The sequence below is a fragment of the Streptomyces jeddahensis genome (genome assembly GCF_001642995.1).
Lineage (GTDB): Bacteria > Actinomycetota > Actinomycetes > Streptomycetales > Streptomycetaceae > Streptomyces > Streptomyces jeddahensis.
On sequence record NZ_LOHS01000174.1, the window covers coordinates 1 to 19612 of the forward strand.

At 71.1% G+C, this 19612-nt stretch carries 18 protein-coding genes; 12 read left to right on the forward strand and 6 right to left on the reverse strand.

What is annotated here, in order from left to right; translation table 11 throughout:
* Positions 1-177 precede the first annotated feature (177 nt).
* The gene (locus STSP_RS33270) at positions 178-1803 is read right to left on the reverse strand and encodes an MFS transporter (protein ID WP_067284755.1); all 1626 of its coding nucleotides are present in this window, start codon (positions 1801-1803) and stop codon (positions 178-180) included.
* A 185-nt stretch (positions 1804-1988) separates the two neighbouring features.
* Here STSP_RS33270 and STSP_RS33275 point away from each other — a divergent pair, with 185 nt between their 5' ends.
* The 3 genes from STSP_RS33275 to STSP_RS33285 all read left to right on the forward strand — a co-directional run bounded on the left by STSP_RS33275 (position 1989) and on the right by STSP_RS33285 (position 5084).
* A complete protein-coding gene (locus STSP_RS33275) occupies positions 1989-2600 on the forward strand; it encodes a TetR/AcrR family transcriptional regulator (RefSeq protein ID WP_067284830.1) in 612 nt (203 codons plus the stop codon).
* 309 nt (positions 2601-2909) lie between these two features.
* Complete coding sequence (locus tag STSP_RS33280; RefSeq protein ID WP_067284756.1) at positions 2910-4124, forward strand: alpha/beta hydrolase; 1215 nt, start codon at positions 2910-2912, stop codon at positions 4122-4124.
* A gap of 66 nt (positions 4125-4190) precedes the next feature.
* Entirely contained in the window at positions 4191-5084 is an 894-nt protein-coding gene (locus tag STSP_RS33285) for a DUF4429 domain-containing protein (protein ID WP_067284831.1), read from the forward strand.
* 174 nt (positions 5085-5258) lie between these two features.
* Here the strand turns inward: STSP_RS33285 and STSP_RS33290 are convergent, their stop codons facing one another.
* Together STSP_RS33290 and STSP_RS33295 are read right to left on the reverse strand one after the other, a co-directional pair.
* On the reverse strand, positions 5259-6269 hold the full coding sequence (locus tag STSP_RS33290; RefSeq protein WP_067284832.1) for an aldo/keto reductase: 1011 nt from the start codon (positions 6267-6269) through the stop codon (positions 5259-5261).
* A gap of 5 nt (positions 6270-6274) precedes the next feature.
* On the reverse strand, positions 6275-6784 hold the full coding sequence (locus tag STSP_RS33295) for a MerR family transcriptional regulator (RefSeq protein WP_067284757.1): 510 nt from the start codon (positions 6782-6784) through the stop codon (positions 6275-6277).
* A 105-nt stretch (positions 6785-6889) separates the two neighbouring features.
* Here STSP_RS33295 and STSP_RS33300 point away from each other — a divergent pair, with 105 nt between their 5' ends.
* A complete protein-coding gene (locus STSP_RS33300) occupies positions 6890-7360 on the forward strand; it encodes a GNAT family N-acetyltransferase (RefSeq protein ID WP_067284833.1) in 471 nt (156 codons plus the stop codon).
* A gap of 19 nt (positions 7361-7379) precedes the next feature.
* Entirely contained in the window at positions 7380-8189 is an 810-nt protein-coding gene (locus tag STSP_RS33305) for a serine hydrolase domain-containing protein (protein WP_067284758.1), read from the forward strand.
* 143 nt (positions 8190-8332) lie between these two features.
* Here the strand turns inward: STSP_RS33305 and STSP_RS33310 are convergent, their stop codons facing one another.
* Positions 8333-8998: a pirin family protein gene (locus STSP_RS33310; RefSeq protein ID WP_067284759.1), complete on the reverse strand. Its 666-nt coding sequence runs from the start codon at positions 8996-8998 to the stop codon at positions 8333-8335.
* Between the two features lie 62 nt (positions 8999-9060).
* On the opposite strand from STSP_RS33310, the gene STSP_RS33315 reads away from it, so the two are divergent.
* From STSP_RS33315 to fabF, 5 genes are all read left to right on the forward strand, one after another.
* Positions 9061-10266, forward strand: a complete 1206-nt coding sequence (locus STSP_RS33315) for a PucR family transcriptional regulator (RefSeq protein ID WP_067284760.1) — start codon at positions 9061-9063, stop codon at positions 10264-10266.
* Between the two features lie 89 nt (positions 10267-10355).
* Positions 10356-11276 (forward strand): ACP S-malonyltransferase, encoded by a 921-nt coding sequence (locus STSP_RS33320; RefSeq protein WP_067284761.1) that lies wholly within the window; start codon positions 10356-10358, stop codon positions 11274-11276.
* Positions 11277-11293: 17 nt separating this feature from the next.
* Positions 11294-12325: a ketoacyl-ACP synthase III gene (locus tag STSP_RS33325; RefSeq protein WP_067284762.1), complete on the forward strand. Its 1032-nt coding sequence runs from the start codon at positions 11294-11296 to the stop codon at positions 12323-12325.
* A 64-nt stretch (positions 12326-12389) separates the two neighbouring features.
* Positions 12390-12638, forward strand: coding sequence for an acyl carrier protein (locus STSP_RS33330; RefSeq protein ID WP_067284763.1), 249 nt, complete (start codon positions 12390-12392; stop codon positions 12636-12638).
* 104 nt (positions 12639-12742) lie between these two features.
* On the forward strand, positions 12743-14014 hold the full coding sequence (fabF, locus tag STSP_RS33335) for a beta-ketoacyl-ACP synthase II (RefSeq protein ID WP_067284764.1): 1272 nt from the start codon (positions 12743-12745) through the stop codon (positions 14012-14014).
* A gap of 159 nt (positions 14015-14173) precedes the next feature.
* On the opposite strand, the gene STSP_RS33340 is transcribed toward fabF, so the two are convergent.
* Positions 14174-14668, reverse strand: a complete 495-nt coding sequence (locus STSP_RS33340) for a DUF3145 domain-containing protein (RefSeq protein WP_067284765.1) — start codon at positions 14666-14668, stop codon at positions 14174-14176.
* Between the two features lie 334 nt (positions 14669-15002).
* Here STSP_RS33340 and STSP_RS33345 point away from each other — a divergent pair, with 334 nt between their 5' ends.
* Both STSP_RS33345 and STSP_RS33350 read left to right on the forward strand, forming a co-directional pair.
* Complete coding sequence (locus STSP_RS33345) at positions 15003-15914, forward strand: SGNH/GDSL hydrolase family protein (protein ID WP_067284766.1); 912 nt, start codon at positions 15003-15005, stop codon at positions 15912-15914.
* 79 nt (positions 15915-15993) lie between these two features.
* Complete coding sequence (locus tag STSP_RS33350; protein ID WP_067284767.1) at positions 15994-16986, forward strand: aldose epimerase family protein; 993 nt, start codon at positions 15994-15996, stop codon at positions 16984-16986.
* Between the two features lie 64 nt (positions 16987-17050).
* Here the strand turns inward: STSP_RS33350 and STSP_RS33355 are convergent, their stop codons facing one another.
* On the reverse strand, positions 17051-19510 hold the full coding sequence (locus STSP_RS33355; protein ID WP_408646396.1) for a glycoside hydrolase family 3 protein: 2460 nt from the start codon (positions 19508-19510) through the stop codon (positions 17051-17053).
* Positions 19511-19612 lie beyond the last annotated feature (102 nt).

Genomic DNA, 19612 nt, shown 5'->3' on the forward strand with positions numbered 1-19612 from the left:
CCGCCTCGTCCTCAAACGCCGGACGGGCTGAATATTCAGCCCCGGATGGGAGAAGGCCCCGCCGGCGGGGCCTTCGGAGCGGTTCGGCAGCGCCCCAAAGGGGCGCGGGAACTGCGCGACCAGCCACGACGGCGCCGCAGCGTAACGACGGCCCATCGCGGCACTCCCAGCGGAGCGTCAGATGTGGACTCCGCCCGCGCCCGCCTCCGCGTTGGCGCCGCGCTTCGTGAGCACGGCGACCAGGGCCGCGATGACCGCGATGATGCCGGCGACCGTGAAGGCCAGGCCCATGCCGGTCATGAACGTGTCGTGGATGACTCCCGTGATCCTGCTGAGGATCTCGGGCGTCATGCCCTGCGCCTTGGCGATCTCCTCCGGCACGTAGCCGATGGCCGCGGCCTTGTCGAGGCCGGGGGCCGGTGCGTCCGGCAGGCCGGCGCTCTTCCAGTTGTCCGCCAGCTCGGAGCTGACCTTGTTCGACATGACGGCGCCCAGCACCGCCGTACCGAGGCTGCCGCCCACCTGCATCGCCGCCTGCTGCAGGCCGCCGGCGACGCCCGAGAGCTCCAGCGGCGCGTTGCCCACGATGACCTCGGTGGCGCCCACCATGACCGGGGCGAGGCCGAGGCCCAGGAGGCCGAACCAGACGGACATCGGCAGGGTGCCGGTCTCGGTGGACATCGTGGTCATGCCGAACATCGAGACGGCCGTCAAGGCCATGCCGCCGACCAGCGGCACGCGCGGGCCGAACTTGGTGATCAGCGCGCCCGCGAGCGGCGAGGAGACGATCATCATGGCCGTCAGCGGCATCAGGTGCAGACCGCTGTCGACCGGGCTCATCCCGTGGACGTTCTGCAGGTAGAAGGTGACGAAGAACAGTCCGCCCATGAAGGCGAAGGCCATCAGCACCATCAGCACCGTGCCCGCGGAGAGCGCCACGGACCGGAACATGCCCAGCGGAATGAGGGGTTCCTTGACCTTGGTCTCCCAGAGGGCGAAGAGCGCGAAACCGATCAGCGATCCGACGAGGAACGCCCACGTCTTGCCGCTGCCCCAGCCCCAGGAGTCACCGGCCTTGATGAGCCCCCAGATGAGGGCGAACATGGCCGCCGACAGCAGGAGGATGCCGGGGATGTCGAAGGAGCGCGGCGCGTTCTCGGCGCGGTGGTCCTTGAGGATCCACAGGCCGACGGCGACCGCGAGGATGCCCACCGGCACGTTGATGAAGAACACCGACTGCCAGCTGACGTGCTCGACGAGCACACCGCCGAGGATCGGGCCGCCGGCCGTGGAGGCGCCGATGACCATGCCCCAGATGCCGATCGCCATGTTGAGCTTCTCGGCCGGGAAGGTGGCCCGCAGCAGGCCGAGCGCGGCAGGCATGAGGAGCGCGCCGAAGAGGCCCTGCAGCACACGGAACGTGATGACGAGCGCGACGCTGCCGGAGACTCCGATGGCCCCGGAGGCGATGGCGAAGCCCGCGACGCCGATGAGGAAGGTCTGCCGGTGGCCGAAGCGGTCGCCGAGCTTGCCTGCCGTGATGAGTGCGACGGCCAGCGCGAGGAGGTAGCCGTTGGTGATCCACTGGACGTCGGCGAGCGAGGCGCCGAGGTCCTGCTGGATGGCCGGGTTGGCGATGGCCACGATGGTGCCGTCCAGGGCGACCATCATCACGCCGATCGCGACGGAGATGAGCGTCAGCCATGGGTGGCCGCGCAGCCCCTTGGCCGGAGCCGGTGCGGGCGCGACCGAGGGGGCCTCGTCCGCCGGACCGGTCTTGTCGATGGTGGTCTGACTAGTCATACCGGCGAGATTATGACAGTTACTGACAGTTTACAAATCGTTTCACAAGTCGGTAACTGTCACGTTGCCCACCGGTATTCTGAGCTGCACATACGGGCGAAAAGGGGCCTTGAGTGAAGACGCGGCAACAGGCGGCGGACGTCGCGGAACGAGCGCGAACGACCGACACGGCAGCGCGGCCCGGACTGCGCGAACGCAAGAAGCAGCGCACACGCGACGCCCTCCTCCGCGCGGCGCTCGAACTCTTCACCACCAAGGGGTACGAGCAGACGACCGTGGACGAGATCGCGGACGCCGTCGACGTCTCGCAGCGCACGTTCTTCCGGTACTTCGCCAACAAGGAGGAGACCGCGTTCGCCGTCCAGGACATGGTGGAGTCCCGCTTCGTCGCAGCCGTGCGCGAAAGGCCCCCGCACGAGGCCCCCTTGGAGGCGATGCGCCGCGCCGTCCTCGACAGCTGGAACACGCTCGGCGAGGATGTCGCGGCCGTCGTCCCGGTCGAACTGCACATGCGTACGTTTCAGTTGATCGAGTCGACGCCCGTCCTCCTCGCCGCCCATCTGCGTCGCTCCGCGGAGCTGGAGGAGGAGCTGGCGCGCGTGATCGCCGAGCGCGAGGGCATGGACGTGGACTCCGACCCGCGACCCCGTGTCGCGGTGGCCGCCTTCAGCGGGGTGATGCGGATGACCGGGCGACTGTGGGGTGCCGGTGAGGACATCAGCATCGACTCCATCCGCAGGCTGACGGAGTCGTATCTCGACCAGATAGGACCGGCGTTGGCGGAGGACTGGGCCTGAGCGGAGCGCTCCGCTGGGGGGCCGCGATGTGCCGTCGGTTCGCTGTGGCGCCGTTGTGGCTGGTCGCGCCCACGCGGCGGAGCCGCATATCGATACAGCCCCGCACCCCTTTGGGGCGCTGCCGAACCGCAGCGACGTCGCCGACCCGCTAAGAGCGGCCGATTGTTACCTGTGAGGCGAAAGTTGCCTGCACGCTCTGTGATGGCCTCGTGCAAGGTGCGCCCGGTTTAGCCCAATTACCCCTCGCGAAACGTGATCTGCCTCACCCGTTGCATGGGTTGGCGTGCGGTTCTCCTAGGGTGTCCCGCAGTGACTTCTTTCGACTCGCCCCCGCAACTGAACGTGTGGCGCGCGCTGCTTGCGCTCGCCGTCGTTTTCGTCATGCTGGCCACGACCGGCTGGACGGCCGTGCGCCACCAGCGGGGCGCGTCGTCGCCGCTCGAGGCCGCCCGGTCCGCCTGGGCCCACGGCCACCTGGACGGGCGCCGGCTGCCCGGTCTCGACTCCTCGCCCCAGAGGATCGCCCGCTTCTTCGCCTCGCTCAGCGCGCACCAGCGCACCGGCCTCGCCCAGCGCTATCCGCTCGCGGTGGGCAACATGAACGGCGCCCCGGTGAAGCTGCGCTACCGCGCCAACCGCATCGCCCTCGACCAGGCACGCAGTATCGAGAGCAGGCGCATGCACGACAGGAGGCTCTCGGCCACCGGTCAGCTTGACGCCGGCCGCAGGATGCACCGGCTGGAGTCGCTGATGCGGCCGGACCGCAAGATCCTCGCCTTCGACCCCCTGGGTACCGGACGCGTCGCCGAGGTCATCGGGGATCTCAACCGGGCCAAGCGCGTGTCGGTGGTGGTACCCGGGGTCGACACCAATCTGCTGACCTTCCAGCGGAGCGACGACCGCGAGTACTCGGCCCCCGTCGGCATGGCCCGGGCCCTGTACCGCGCGGAGCACTCGGCCAGCCCCCGAAGCCGTACTGCCGTGATCGCCTGGGCCGACTACACCGCGCCCGCCGGGCTCGGCATGGAGGCGGCCACGGCCATGCGGGCCGAGAGCGGCGCAGTGCGCCTCAACGCGCTGGTACGGGCGCTGCCGGGCCGCTCCACCGTCGCCCTGTACTGCCACAGCTACGGCTCCGTGGTGTGCGGCGTCGCGGCCCACGACCTGCCGGACCGGGTTACCGACATAGCCGTCGCGGGCAGTCCGGGCATGCGTGCGGAGAAGGCCTCGAAGCTCGGCACGGGCGCGCGGGTGTGGGCCATGCGGGACCGCGACGACTGGATCCAGGACGTGCCGTACATGGAGGTCGGCGGGCTCGGTCACGGTGCCGATCCGGTCTCTCCGGCCTTCGGTGCGCGAGTCCTGTCCGCGGAGGACGCGACGGGCCACGCGGGCTACTTCGAGCCGGGCACGGACAGCCTCGCCAACCTCGCCGACATCGGCATCGGCGCGTACGGCGCGGTGCGGTGCGCGCACGAGGATGACGCGTGCCGGAGCGGTGTCTCCGGCAGGACGACGACCTGACGCGCGTAGAAATCGAAGGAACAACGGCCCGTCGCGGGAGGGACGCACGCGCGCGTGCCGCATACGATGAGCCGCATGGGTGACGTACTGGCCGGATTTCATGCCGCCTGGGAGTTCGAGTCGGACTCCGTGCTCATCCGCTTCGAACGGGGGATCAGGACGCCGAAGCTGTTCCAGGCGCTCGGTGAGCGCCGCATCCCCCACGAGGCGGTCGCGGCGGTGACGCTGACTCCCGGGAAGCGCGGGACCGTCGTCCTGCACGCCGTGCCCAGACCCGGCGCCGACCCGCTCATGGAGGCGGCAGCGGGCCAGCTCAAGGAGAGCGGTGACCCCTACCGGCTGGTGCTGCCGGCCGAGCGCGAGACGCTCGCCGAGTACTACGCGGACGAACTGCGGGCCGCGGTCGCCCGCGACGACGGCGAGCCCTCGGAGCGCTTCCTCGTGGCCGCGCCCGAGCCGCCGCTGCAGTTCAAGGCGTACGACGGGAAGGCGTCCTTCGACGGCGAGTCGGTGGCCTTCCGGTGGTTCTGGACGGGTGCTTCGTCGGCGAAGTGGAAGGCCGGCGACCAGAGGTTCCGGGTGACGGATCTCAGCGGCGTCGAATGGCGCTCCCCCGAGCTCTTCGAGGGTCATCTGCGGTTGCTGCACCGCGAGTCGTCCGTCGCGCGGCCCGCGCAGGCCGACCAGGATCCGGCGTCGGTCGTCTTCGGGCTCGGCTACGGCCCTGTGCACGAGTCGCTGCCCTTCGCCGCGTCGGTGCTGGCGGCGGTGCGGGCCTCCGGGGCGGCGGTGGACACCGGGGCGGCGGGGTCCCTGCCGGGCGCGGCGGTACGGGCTGCGCGGCCCGACCCGGCCGATATCGCGGACCGCATCCGCCACCTCGGCGAACTGCACAAAGCGGGTCTGGTGACGGACAAGGAGTTCACCGCGAAGAAGGCCGAGCTGCTGGCGGAGTTGTGAGCGGCGGGAGCACGCTCCCAGGCTCCGCGCCGGGCCGCCGAAGTGGCCCGGCGCGGACGGATTCCCAGCCCGTCTTCCCGGCTCAGATTCCCAGCTCGGCTTCCCGGCCCGGCGCGGACGGATTCCCGGCTCGGCGTCCTGGCTCGGCTTCCCGGCCCGTCTTACCGGCCCGCGTTACTCCCGCCCCGCCGAGGTGAACGACATGTCGGCGTAGCGGTTCCCCGCGACCTTGGCGGCGATGGGCTCCAGAAGCGCGAGCTCGTCGTCGGTGAGGGTGATACGCGTGGCGGCGGCGTTCTCCTCGACCCGGGTGCGCTTGCGCGTGCCGGGAATCGGGGCGACGGGCAGTCCGTGGACCTGGGCCCGCTGCTGCACCCAGGCCAGCGCGATCTGGCCGAGCGAGGCACCGTGCGCGTCGGCGACGGCGCGCACCGGCTCCAGCAGGGCCGCGTTGGCCGCCGCGTTGCCGCCGGTGAAGCGGGGGTGCTGGCGGCGGAAGTCGTCGGCGCTGAGCTCCTTGGCGGCGTCGACGAACGAGCCGGTGAGGAAGCCCCGGCCGAGCGGCGAGTACGGCACGAGGGCCACGCCGAGCTCGGCGGCGGCCGGGACCACGTGGTCCTCGATGTCCCGGCTGAACAGCGACCACTCGGACTGGACGGCGGCGATCGGGTGCACGGCCTGGGCCGCGCGCAGCTCGGAGCCGGTGACCTCGCTGAGGCCGAGGTGCTTCACCTTGCCTGCGGCGACGAGTTCGGCCATGACGCCGACCGTCTCCTCGATCGGCACCTTCGGGTCGCGGCGGTGCATGTAGTAGAGGTCGATGACGTCGACGTCCAGACGCCGGAGGCTCGCGTCGACGGCCTCGCGGATGTAGGGCGGGTCGTTGCGGATGATCCGCTTCGTCGGGTCGTCCGGCGGGATGGACAGCGCGAACTTCGTCGCGATGACGATCTCGTCGCGATGGGCCTTGACGAAGGGGGACAGGAACTTCTCGTTCTCGCCCGCGCCATAGGCGTCGGCGGTGTCGTACAGCGTGACACCAAGCTCAAGCGCCCGCTCGAGCGTCGCCCGGGCCTCGTCGGCGTCCGTCGGGCCGTAGGCGAAGCTCATCCCCATGCAGCCGAGGCCCTGAGCGCCCACCTCGGGCCCGCCCGTCCCCAGCTGCGTCGTCGGCATACCACTCATCAGGTTCAAACCCTCTCCGGCGCCGGCCTGGCGCCGCCGTAAAACTGGATCTTGTGGTCGAGCACGGCCAGCGTGTCCTGGAGCTCGGCGATACGGGCCAGCACGTCCCTGCGGGTCGACTCGAGCAGCTCCTGCCGCTCGTGGAACGTGTGGTCGCCCTCGCGCACCAGCTCGGCGTAGCGGACCATGTCCGCGACCGGCATCCCGGTCAGCCGGAGCTTGCCGACGAAGGCGAGCCAGTCCAGATCGCGGTTGCTGTAGCGGCGCTGGCCGGTGTGCGAGCGGTCGATGTGGGGCATCAGCCCGATCCGCTCGTACCAGCGCAGGGTGTGCGCGGTCAGGCCGGTGAAGGCGACGACCTCGCTGATCGTGTAGCGGTCCTGGCCGTCCGGGCGCGGATGGGCCTGCGGTGCCGAGGCGCAGACGTCGGTCTTGGTCGCGGTCTCGGTCGCGGTCTCGGTTGGGCTTGTGGTCGTGGTCCGTACGGGTGTGGCTGTGGTTTCCATCACCGTCATGGCCTCCACGCTATGGCCTTCGAGTGGACTCCAAGCAAGCGGGAACCGGTCAAGCCGCGGGAAAATCGGGAGACGGCCCGGCCCTCGGTCACTACGGTGCCGATCATGAGTCTTGTACGCCGCGCCCGGCCCGAGGACGCCGAGGAGATACTGAGGCTGCGTCAGATCATGATCGACTCGACCTTCGCCCCCGGCGAGCCGACCGACTGGCATGCGGCATCGATCATCACGGTACGCGGCAGACTCGCCGACCCCGGCGGGGACTTCGCGGCTTTCGTCGTCGACCATCCGGACCGGCCCGGTGCGCTGGCGACGATGGTGGCCGGGACGATGGAGTACCGGATCGGCCGCGCGGGCAATCCGCACGGCGCGGTGGGCCACGTCTTCAGCGTCGCCACGGACCCGGACCAGCGGCGGAAGGGATACGCACGCGCGTGCATGGGTGCCCTCCTCGACTGGTTCCGCGAGCGCGGGGCGGGCAGCGTGGACCTCAACGCCTCCAAAGAGGCGGAGCCGCTGTACGCCTCGCTCGGCTTCGTACGCAAGCCCGACCCCTCGATGCGGTTGATCTTGTAAGGCGCTTACGCTCGTACGCATGCAGAGCCTGGCGTTGATCGAGAACTGGCCGGTCCCGAACGCGGCCGCGGCCGTCGTCCGCGCGGACGGGACGCTCCTGGGGGCACACGGCCCCACGGGCCACCGCTTCCCGCTCGCCTCGGTCACCAAGCCGCTCGCGGCGTACGCCGTGCTGGTCGCGTACGAAGAGGGCGCGATCGAGCTCGACGAACCGGCCTGGCCCGAGGGATCAACCGTCCGCCACCTGCTCGCCCACACGTCCGGGCTCGCCTTCGACGAGCACCGGGCGACGGCGGCGCCGGGGACGCGGCGGCTGTACTCGAACGCGGGGTTCGAGGTGCTCGGCGACCATGTCGCCAAGGCGACGGACATCCCGTTCGCCGAGTACGCCCGGCAGGCCGTCCTGGAACCGCTCGGCATGACCTCCACGACGCTCGACGGCTCGCCCGCCAAGGACGGCGTCTCGACGGTCGACGACCTCGTCCGGTTCGCGGCCGAGGTGCAGGCGCCGCGGTTGCTCGACCCGCGGACGGTCGCCGAGGCGATGACCGTGCAGTATCCGGGGACGAAGGGCGTCCTGCCCGGGTACGGGCATCAGAACCCCAACGACTGGGGGCTCGGCTTCGAGATCCGGGACGGCAAGTCGCCGCACTGGACGGGGAGTTCTTCGTCAGCTCGGACGTTCGGGCACTTCGGGCAGTCCGGCACGTTCTTGTGGGTCGACCCCGTTGTGGGGGTCGCTTGCGTGGCCCTTACGGACCGGGCCTTCGGGCCCTGGGCCATTGAGGTGTGGCCCGCTTTTACGGATGCGGTGCTTGCCGAGGTCTGACAGCTGACGTTGCAAGGGCGTGCTCGGGGGTTTCAAGGGGTTGCCCGGCGTTGCGGGGTTCCGCTGTGCCCACCCGTTCCGCCCTGGGGGTACCTCCCAGGCCCTTAAGGCACTGGGGGAGGAACGATTGCCCACAGCGGAGGTCAGCCTGTGTCCGTCATCTCCCACATCAGTACCTCCGCCGGAGCCTCCGTGCCCGCCTCCAGTTCCAGGGCCTTCGCGTCGGCGATGCGGGCCGAGTCGCCGGGGCCCAACACCACGTGGTCCAGGTGGACTTCGCCCCTCACCACGTGGACGTAGGCGAAGGCGGCGTCCGGCACTGCGGTGCGCTCGCCCGCCGTCAGGCGCCGTACGTGCAGCATCGCGCCCGCCTCGGGCACCGCGTACGGCGTCGAGTCCGCGATGCCGTGGACGACCTCGTATGCGGGGTCGCCGCCCGGTTCCGCAGGGGCCAGCCACATCTGGATGAAGACCAGCGGCTCGGCGCCGTCGTTGCGCTCGACGTGCCGTACGCCGCCGCCCGCGCTGAGACGCTGCACGTCGCCCGGCCGTACGACGGACTCGTGGCCCTGCGAGTCGCGGTGGGTGAGCTCGCCCTCGACGACCCAGGTCACGATCTCGGTGTGGCTGTGCGGGTGCTCGGTGAAGCCGGCGCCGGGCGCCAGGCGCTCCTCGTTGCAGGCGATGACGGAGCCGAAGCGGAGATTGCCGGGGTCGTAGTGGGGCCCGAAGGAGAAGGCGTGCAGGGACTCGATCCCGGTGGCCGGGTCCCCTCCTCGATAGCGCTCGCCCGCGCGCCGTACGTCCATCACGGATCCCACGGTAGCCCCGGCCGGCCGCCCGTCCGTCCGGATGAGGCAGTCTTGTCCATGTGCCCGAACCAGAAGCCGCGCTGCCAGCGCAATCCGCATCCGTCCCGCATCCGCATGCCGCGACCCTGAAGCGGCTGGAGAAATCCTCCGGCAGCCTCGCCGCTCAGGCCATCGCACGGATGGACGAGACGCTGCCGTGGTACCGGGCGATGCCCCCGGAGAACCGTTCCTGGATCGGTCTGGTCGCACAGGCCGGTATCGCCGCGTTCACCGAGTGGTTCCGGCACCCGGACGCGCCCCAGGCCATCTCCACCGATGTGTTCGGGACCGCGCCGCGCGAGCTGACCAGGGCGATCACGCTGCGGCAGACCGTCGAGATGGTGCGTACGACCATCGAGGTGATGGAGTCCGCGATCGAGGAGGTCGCGGCGCCCGGCGACGAGTCCGTCCTCAGGGAGGCGCTGCTCGTCTACGCGCGGGAGATCGCCTTCGCGACCGCGCAGGTGTACGCGCAGGCGGCCGAGGCCCGCGGTGCATGGGACGCCCGCCTGGAGTCGCTGGTGGTGAACGCGGTGCTGTCGGGCGAGGCCGACGAGGGCGCCGTGTCCCGGGCCGCCGCCCTCGGCTGGAACTCCCCCGAGCATGTGTGCGTGGTGCTGGGCACAGCGCCCGACGGTGACAGCGAACTGACGGTCGAGGCGATCCGCCGGGCCGCCCGGCACGCGAAGCTTCAGGTCCTGACCGGGGTCCTGGGCGACCGCCTGGTCGTCATCGCGGGCGGCGACGACAATCCGCTGCGCGTGGCGAAGGCGCTGATCGGGCCGTACGCCCCCGGGCCCGTGGTGGCCGGGCCCATCGTGCCGGACCTGCTGGCCGCCACCAGGTCCGCGCAGGCCGCGGCGGCGGGGCTCAAGGCGTGCTCCGCATGGCAGGACGCTCCCCGGCCGGTGCTCGCCGACGATCTGCTTCCGGAGCGTGCGATCGCCATGGACCCCTCCGCACGCGAACAACTGGTGGAGGAGATCTACAGACCGCTGGAGGAGGCGGGTTCGGCGCTCCTGGAGACCCTGAGCGTCTACCTGGAGCAGGCGAGCTCCCTCGAAGGGGCGGCCCGGATGCTTTTCGTTCACCCGAACACCGTTCGCTACCGGCTCCGACGTGTGACTGACGTCACCGGCTGGTCGCCGTCCGATGTACGCTCCGCGTTCACGTTGCGCATCGCCCTGATTCTCGGGCGCCTGACCAACGGCGATCCTCAGTCGTAGCCAATTGTCGGGGGCCTACAATTCCCCCTGCGGTTCTTCGTCCCTGTCCCCACGGGCGGCTGCGGCCGTCCACAAGAGAGAGTGTGAGAGTGCTCGTACTCGTCGCTCCCGGCCAAGGCGCCCAGACGCCCGGCTTCCTGACTCCCTGGCTCGAACTCCCCGGGGCCGCCGACCGCCTCGCCGCATGGTCGGACGCCATCGGGCTCGACCTCGCCCACTACGGCACGCAGGCCGACGCGGACGCGATTCGCGACACCGCCGTGGCCCAGCCGCTGCTGGTCGCCGCCGGTCTGCTGTCGGCCTCCGCCCTGGAGGTCACGCCCGGCGCCGTCGCCGGCCACAGCGTGGGTGAGATCACCGCCGCCGCCTTCGCGGGGGTCCTGGACGACACCGCCGCCCTCCAGCTCGTACGGAAGCGGGGCCTGGCCATGGCCGAGGCCGCCGCCGTCACGCAGACCGGCATGTCCGCCATGCTGGGCGGGGACCCCGAGACCGTGGTCCCGCACCTGGAGAAGCTCGGCCTCACCCCGGCGAACGTGAACGGCGCGGGCCAGATCGTGGCCGCCGGCACCGTCGAGCAGCTCGCCGCGCTGGCCGAGGACAAGCCCGAGGGCGTGCGCCGCGTGGTGCCGCTGCAGGTCGCCGGCGCGTTCCACACCCGGCACATGGCCCCCGCGGTCGAGAAGCTCGCCGAGGCGGCTCAGGCCCTGACGCCCGCCGACCCGGCGGTCGCGTACGTCTCGAACAAGGACGGCCAGACGGTTGAGACCGGCGCCGAGGTCCTCGCGCGCCTGGTCGGCCAGGTGGCCAATCCGGTCCGCTGGGACCTGTGCATGGAGACGTTCCAGAAGCTGGGTGTGACCGCGCTGCTCGAGGTGTGCCCGGGCGGCACGCTGACCGGCCTCGCGAAGCGCGCGCTGCCCGGCGTCAAGACGCTGGCGCTCAAGACCCCCGACGACCTCGACGCCGCCCGCGAACTCATCGCGGAACACGCCGAGCAGACGGCCTGACAAGGAGCCTCGAGAGCATGTCGAAGATCAAGCCCAGCAAGGGTGCCCCGTATGCGCGCATCCTCGGTGTCGGCGGCTACCGTCCGACCCGGGTGGTGCCCAACGAGGTGATCCTCGAGAAGATCGACTCGTCCGACGAGTGGATCCGCTCGCGCTCGGGCATCGCGACCCGCCACTGGGCCTCCGACGAGGAGACGGTCGCGGCGATGTCGATCGAGGCCTCGGGCAAGGCGATCGCCGACGCCGGGATCACGGCCGAGCAGATCGGCGCCGTGGTGGTCTCCACCGTCTCGCACTTCAGCCAGACCCCGGCCGTCGCCACCGAGATCGCCGACAAGATCGGCACGAACAAGGCCGCCGCGTTCGACATCTCGGCCGGCTGCGCGGGCTTCGGCTACGGCCTGACGCTCGCCAAGGGCCTGGTCGTCGAGGGCTCCGCCGAGTACGTGCTCGTGGTCGGCGTCGAGCGGCTCAGCGACCTGACCGACCTGGAGGACCGCGCGACGGCCTTCCTGTTCGGCGACGGCGCGGGCGCGGTGGTCGTCGGCCCGTCCCAGGAGCCCGCGATCGGCCCGACCGTGTGGGGTTCCGAGGGCGACAAGGCGGAGCTGATCAAGCAGACCGTGCCGTGGGACCGCTTCCGGATCGGTGATGTGGCCGAGCTGCCGCTCGACAGCAACGGCGACATCAAGTTCCCGGCCATCACCCAGCAGGGGCAAGCAGTGTTCCGCTGGGCCGTGTTCGAGATGGCGAAGGTCGCCCAGCAGGCGCTGGACGCGGCCGGGATCAGCTCGGACGACCTGGACGTCTTCATTCCGCACCAGGCCAACATGCGGATCATCGACTCGATGGTGAAGACTCTCAAGCTGCCGGAGCACGTCACGGTCGCCCGTGACATCGAGACCACCGGCAACACCTCGGCCGCCTCGATTCCGCTCGCGATGGAGCGGCTCCTGGCGACCGGCGAGGCGAAGAGCGGCGACACCGCGCTCGTCATCGGCTTCGGGGCGGGTCTCGCATACGCCGCAACGGTCGTTACCCTCCCCTAGGCACCGTCCGGATCTTCCGGGCGGAAACCGCCACACCCTCTGGATACAGCGAAGGAGCGCCAACATGGCCGCCACTCAGGAAGAGATCGTCGCCGGTCTCGCCGAGATCGTGAACGAGATCGCCGGGATCCCCACCGAGGACGTCCAGCTGGACAAGTCCTTCACCGACGACCTGGACGTCGACTCGCTGTCGATGGTCGAGGTCGTCGTCGCCGCCGAAGAGCGCTTCGACGTCAAGATCCCGGACGACGACGTCAAGAACCTCAAGACCGTCGGCGACGCCGTCGACTACATCCTCAAGCACCAGGGCTGATCGACCGATCAAGGGCCTGGGCCCACCATGGGCATCGTGCCCGCCGCTCCGCCACCCGGCGGTGGCGCCGCTGAACCTTCGTATCCGTTGGAGAAAGAATTCCTGTGAGCTCGACCAATCGCACCGTGGTCGTCACCGGTATCGGCGCAACCACACCGCTGGGTGGCGACGCAGCTTCCACTTGGGAGGCTCTGGTCGCCGGCCGCTCCGGCGTCGGCCTCCTCGAGCAGGACTGGGCCGCCGAACTCCCGGTCCGTATCGCCGCGCAGATCGCCGTCGACCCGGGTGAGATCATTCCGCGGCCGCAGGCCCGCAAGCTGGACCGCTCGGCGCAGTTCGCGCTGATCGCGGCTCAGGAGGCGTGGAAGGACGCCGGTTTCACCGGCAAGGCCGGCGAGGACGCGTCCGTCAACCCCGACCGTCTGGGTGCGGTCATCGCCTCCGGCATCGGCGGTGTGACGACCCTCCTCGACCAGTACGACGTGCTGCGGGAGAAGGGCGTACGCCGCGTCTCGCCGCACACCGTCCCCATGCTGATGCCCAACTCCCCGGCCGCCAACGTCGGCCTGGAGGTGGGTGCCCGCGCCGGTGTCCACACGCCGGTGAGCGCCTGTGCGTCCGGCGCCGAGGCCATCGGCTACGCGATCGAGATGATCCGCACCGGCCGTGCGGACGTCGTCGTCGCGGGCGGCACGGAAGCGGCCATCCACCCGCTGCCGATCGTCGCGTTCGGCAACATGATGGCGATGTCCAAGAACAACGACGACCCGCAGGGCGCCTCGCGTCCCTACGACTCGGGCCGCGACGGCTTCGTCCTCGGCGAGGGCGCCGGCGTGATCATCCTCGAGTCGGAGGAGCACGCCAAGGCCCGCGGCGCCAAGATCTACGCGGAGGCGGTCGGCCAGGGCATCTCGGCCGACGGCCACCACATCACGCAGCCCGAGCCGTCCGGCAACGGCATCGCTCAGGCGCTGCAGAACCTGCTCGACGGGACCGACCTCAAGCCCGCCGAGATCGTGCACATCAACGCGCACGCCACGTCGACGCCGCAGGGCGACGTCGCCGAGATCAAGGCGCTGCGCAAGGTGTTCGGCGACGACGTCGACCACATGGCGATCTCCGGCACGAAGTCGATGACCGGTCATCTGCTGGGCGGCGCCGGCGGCGTGGAGACCGTGGCCTCGGTCCTCGCGCTCCACCACCGCATCGCCCCGCCGACCATCAACGTCGACAACCTCGACCCCGAGGTCAACGCCGACGTGGTCCGCGGCGAGGCCCGCGCCCTGCCCGAGGGCAGGATCGCGGCGCTGAACGACTCGTTCGGCTTCGGCGGCCACAACGTGGTGCTGGCGTTCCGCACCCCTCCTTGCGCCTAAACCGGCGCCGCTCTCGCGGACCTGGTTGCTCGCCGTTGGGGTTCCTCAATTAATGGTTGCGGTGTTCGTCGTTTCGAACACCGCAACCAGTACGTAACGAGAGAAGGCCCACCCGCATCACCGGGTGGGCCTTCTCTCGTTACGTGGGCTGAGTGCCCGTCAGACGACCTGGTGCAGCCAGCGCACCGGGGCGCCCTCGCCCGCGTACCGGAAGGGCTCCAGTTCGTCGTCCCAGGGCTTGCCGAGGAGCTTGGCGATCTCCGCCTCGAGGTCGGTCTCGCCGCGCTGTGCGCGGGCTAGGGCGGCGCGGAGCCGGTCCTCGGGGATCAGGATGTCGCCGTGGATGCCGGTGACGGCGTGGAAGATGCCCAGCTCGGGGGTGGCGCTGTAGCGTTCGCCCTCGGCCGTGGCGCAGGGTTCGGCCGTGACCTCGAAGCGGAGCAGGTGCCAGCCGCGCAGCGCGGAGGCGAGCTGGGAGGCGGTGCCCACCTGGCCCTGCCAGGAGAACTCGGACCTCCAGGTGCCCGGCGACGCGGGCTGCCTGATCCAGTCGAGGTTGACGCGCGTGCCGAGCACGCCCGCGACTGCCCATTCGATGTGCGGGCACAGCGCGCGCGGCGCGGAGTGCACGTACAGAACTCCACGTGTCGTCACCGGGACCTCCAGTGTGGGACGAGGTGCGCCATCGTCCGGCGGTCTCGCGCCCGTGCCAAGCGATTTTCCTCAAAAGGGACAGAGCAGACTTGTTGTAATTTAGCGGAACCGGTACAGCGGGGTGGACCGGCCGCCCTGTCGCTGCCGCGCCGGCAGCGTCCGGGCGCCACGGGGCCGAGGCTACCGTGCAGCGGGGCAAGGAGTGTGACGTACCGTCGGTCCCGCCGAAGGGAAACGCCCGGCATTCACCCGGCGGGACCCCCCGGGCCCCGGGAACGGCCACACAGGGCACATCGTTCACAGGGGGTGGACGGAACCACAGAGGGGAGCAGGCATGCGGAGCCGCAGCCGCCGCTTGTATGCCGCCGTCGCCGCTGTGACGGCGGCTTTGCTGGGCGCCGGCGGTCTGGTCGCCTGCGACGCCCTCGGTGGCGCATCCCCCGGTGCGACAGGTTCGACGAAGCGTCAGGCGGCGTCGCCCAAGCCGACGCCGGTCTGGGACCGCAGCCCGTCCTCGGTGGCCGCCGTGGGCGACTCCATCACCCGCGGGTTCGACGCGTGTTCGGTGCTCTCCGACTGCCCTGAGGTGTCCTGGGCGACGGGCAGCGACACGACGGTGCGGAGCCTGGCGGTGCGGCTGCTCGGGAAGCAGCGCGCGGCCGCCCACAGTTGGAACTACGCCGTGACCGGTGCCCGCATGGCGGACGTGGCCGCGCAGATGGAGAAGGCGGCGGCGCGCCGTCCCGAACTGGTGGCGGTGATGGCCGGCGCCAACGACGCGTGCCGCTCGTCGACGTCCGCGATGACCTCGGTGGCGGACTTCCGCGAGCAGTTCGAGAACGCGATGCGGACGCTGCGCCGCGAGCTGCCCAAGGCCCAGGTGTACGTGGCGAGCGTGCCGGACCTGAAGCGGCTCTGGTCCCAGGGGCGCACCAATCCGATGGGCAAGCAGGTGTGGAAGCTGGGCATCTGCCCGTCCATGCTGGGCGACGCGGACGTGGTGGACGCGGCCGCGACGAAGCGACGGGACACCGTGCAGAAGCGCGTGATCGCCTACAACAAGGTCCTGAAGGGCGTCTGTGCGCAGGACGACCGCTGCCGGTTCGACGGCGGAGCGGTCTTCGAGTACCGCTTCGGCACCCAGCAGTTGAGCCACTGGGACTGGTTCCATCCCAGCAAGGACGGGCAGGCACGGCTGGCCGCCATCGCCTACCGCACGGTGACGGCGAAGAACCCGCCCGGGTAGTACGGGCTGTGCCGTATCCGGGTGCCCGGAAGGTGCCCTGATCACGCGCCGCCACCGGCCCCGGCGTAGGGTCCTGATCATGCACAGCGAACTCTTCGGCACGCTCCCCGACGGCACGCCCGTCCACCGCTGGACCCTGGAACGGGGCGGTGTGCGCGTGCGCGTCCTGACGTACGGCGGGATCGTGCAGTCGGCCGAGGTCCCGGACCGGGACGGGCGCAGTGCCCAGGTGGCGCTGGCGCTGCCCGACCTCCAGGGGTATCTGGAGAACCCCGGGCCGTACTTCGGCGCCCTGGTCGGCCGCTATGCGAACCGGATCGCGAACGGCCGCTTCCAGCTCGACGGCTCCCTCTACCACCTGGCGCAGAACAACGGGCCGAACAGCCTGCACGGCGGCGAGGAGGGCTTCGACCAGCGGGTGTGGGACGCGGAGCCGGTGGAGTACGGCGTACGGCTGTCACGCGTGAGCCCGCACGGCGAGGAGGGCTTCCCTGGCCGCCTGGAGGTCTCGGCGACGTACTCGCTGGACGAGTCGGGCGCGCTGCGGATCGCGTACGAGGCGGTCACCGACGCACCGACCGTCGTGAACCTGACGAACCACAGCTACTGGAACCTGGCCGGCGCCGACGCGGGTTCCGCGGCCGCGGCCGGGCACGAGCTGCGGATCGCGGCGTCGCGGTACACGCCGGTCGACGCGGACCTGATCCCGACCGGTGAGCTGGCCGATGTCGACGGGACCCGGTTCGACTTCCGGGCGCCACGGAAGGCCGGCAGCGGATACGACCACAACTTCGTGCTGGAAAAGGGCGTGACGAGCGCTGCCGAGCAGGTCGCCGAGCTGTACGACCCGGCGTCCGGGCGGGTGCTGACCGTCGCCACGACGGAGCCGGGCCTCCAGCTGTACACGGCGGACCACCTCGACGGCGATCCCTACGCCCCGGGCGCCGGTGTCGCGCTGGAGACGCAGCACTTCCCCGACTCCCCCAACCGGCCGGAGTTCCCGAGCACGGTGCTGCGGCCGGGCGAGGTGTTCCGGTCGGAGACGGTGTTCGGGTTCGGGGTCCGGGACTGACATACCCCCGGCACGCTGGGCGGACGTACCCCGCACGCTGGGCGGGGTACCCCGCACCCCGTACTCAGACCTCGATCGTCGTGCTCAGGCGGCGGTCGGCGGCCGACCGGCCCGCCTGGATCTCGTACGCCCCGTTCACCACCGTCCAGGTGCCGGACTGCTCGTCCCAGATCTCGAAGGCACGGCGCGGAAGTGCGACGGTGACCTCGGCGGTCTCGCCGGGTGCCGCCTCGACACCCGCGAAACCGGCCAGCTGGCGCACCGGCCTGTCCGCGCCGGCCTCGACCGGCGCGACGTAGACCTGGACGACCTCGCGGCCCGCGCGCCCACCGGAGTTCCGGACGCGCACCGTCACCGTCGTGCCGTCCGTCTCGATCGATTCGTACGCCCAGTCGGTGTAGCCGAGGCCGTGGCCGAAGGGGTACGCGGGGGTGGTGCCCCTCTTGTCCCAGGCGCGGTAGCCGATGAACACATCCTCGGTGTAGTGCAGTTCGCCGTCGACCGGGGTCACCTGGGTGACGGGGGCGTCCTCGAGGGACACCGGCCAGGTGGTGGGCAGCCGTCCGCCCGGTTCGTATGCGCCGAGCAGGACGTCGGCCAGCGCGGCGCCGCCCTCCTGGCCCGGGAACCAGCTGAGCAGGACGGCCGCGACGTCCTCGCGCCACGGCAGCTCCACCGGCGAGCCGGAGTTGACGACCACGACCGTGTTCGGGTTCACGGCGGCCACGGCGCGTACGAGATCGTCCTGGCGGCCGGGGAGCTTCAGGTCCGTGCGGTCGAAGCCCTCGGACTCGACGCGGTCGGTGGTGGCGACGACCACGATCGCCGCCTCGGCGTCGCGCGCGGCCTCGACGGCCTCGGCGATCAGCTCGTCGGCGTCGCGCTGCGGCTCGCGGTGGACGAAGGAGAAGCCGACGGCCTGGATGGGGGCGTCGTCGATCTTGGCGACGACGCAGTGGAGGGAAACCTCGACCGGCTCGCCCGCCGTCAGCTCGGCCCGGCCGCGCTCGACCGGCGCCCCGAAGAACGCCTCGAACGGATCCGACTCCGTCCCGAGCCCCTGCGCCCCCTCGAAGAGCACCTCACCGGCGACGGTGAGCCGGAAGCCGCCGAGGCCGCGGGTGCCGAAGGAGTGGGCGCCGCTCTCGCGCGGGGTGAAGGTGCCGGTGAGTTCGACGCTGTGCAGGGCGTCGTAGGTGACGCCCTCGGGCAGGTCACTGCCCTGCCACTGGATCTGGCCCCCGGGCACGGAGGTCGTAGCGATGATCTCGCCGGCGGCGTCGCGGCAGACGGCCCGCAGCTCGAACCCCTTCCCTGCGGCGGCGAGTTCCTCGGTCGGGTCGGCGCCGAGCGCGTACGTCACGGCGCCCGCGGGCAGTGCGGCGGTGAGGCCGTCGAGCGGGGAGACGATGCGCCTGGGGAAGACGGTCGCGGAGCCGCCGCCGAGCACGCGCGCGTCGCGGGCGGCGGCGCCGAGGAGCGCGATCGTGCGGACGCGGGCCGGGTCGATGGGGAGGACGGGGTCCCCGCCCTGGACGGCTTCGTTGCGGACGAGGACGAACGACCGGCGGGCGACCTCGCGGGCCAGGGCCTCCCCGTCGATCTCGGCGGGCGGCTCGGTGACGACCGGTTCGGCGCCTTCCAGGGCGCCGACGCGGGCGGCGAGCCGCAGGACGTTGCGTACGGCCTCGTCGACCTGCGCCTCCTCGACCTCGCCCGCGCGGACGGCGGCCGCCAGCGCCTCGCCGTACACGGTCGCCGGGCCTGGCATGGCGACGTCCAGACCGCCCTCGATGGCGCCGGTCGTGGACCGGGCGGCCATCCAGTCCGAGACGTTGAAGCCGTCGAAGCCCCATTCGCCGCGGAGGATCTCGTTCACGAGCTGGCGGTGCTCGGTCATCGTCGTGCCGTTGACCGAGTTGTAGGCGGTCATGATGCCCCAGGGGCGGGCGTTCTCGACGATGGCCTCGAAGGGCGCGAGGTACAGCTCGCGCAGGGCACGGGCGGAGACCACGTTGTTCACGGTGAAGCGGTCGGTCTCGGCGTCGTTCGCGACGAAGTGCTTGACGGTGGTGCCGACGCCGCCGGACTGCACGCCCTGGACGTACCCGGTGCCGATGCGGCCCGTCAGATACGGGTCCTCGCTGTACGCCTCGAAGTGGCGGCCGCCGAGCGGCGAGCGGTGCAGATTGACGGTCGGCGCGAGGAGCACGCGGACGCCCTTGCGGCGCGCCTCCTGCGCGAGCAGGGTGCCGGCGCGGCGGGCGAGGTCCGGGTCCCAGGTGGCGGCGAGCGCCGTGGGGGAAGGCAGCGCGATGGACGGGTCGTCGGCGGTCCAGCGGACGCCCCGGACGCCGACGGGGCCGTCGGACATCACAAGCGACGCAAGCCCGATCTCCGGCAGCGCGGGCAGCGACCACATGTCCTGTCCCGCGAGCAGCCGCGCTTTCGCGTCGAGGTCGAGCTTGCCGAGCGCGGCCTGTGCGGCCGCCTCACGGGCCTGGTCTGCGTGGGTCTCCGCCACGGTGGCACCTCCTCGTTGAAGCCCCATGAGCGTCCTTCATCGCGCACCCGGCAACCTGTAGGGCGGTAGGTATCGTTATTTTCTCGTTACGGGGAGATGCCA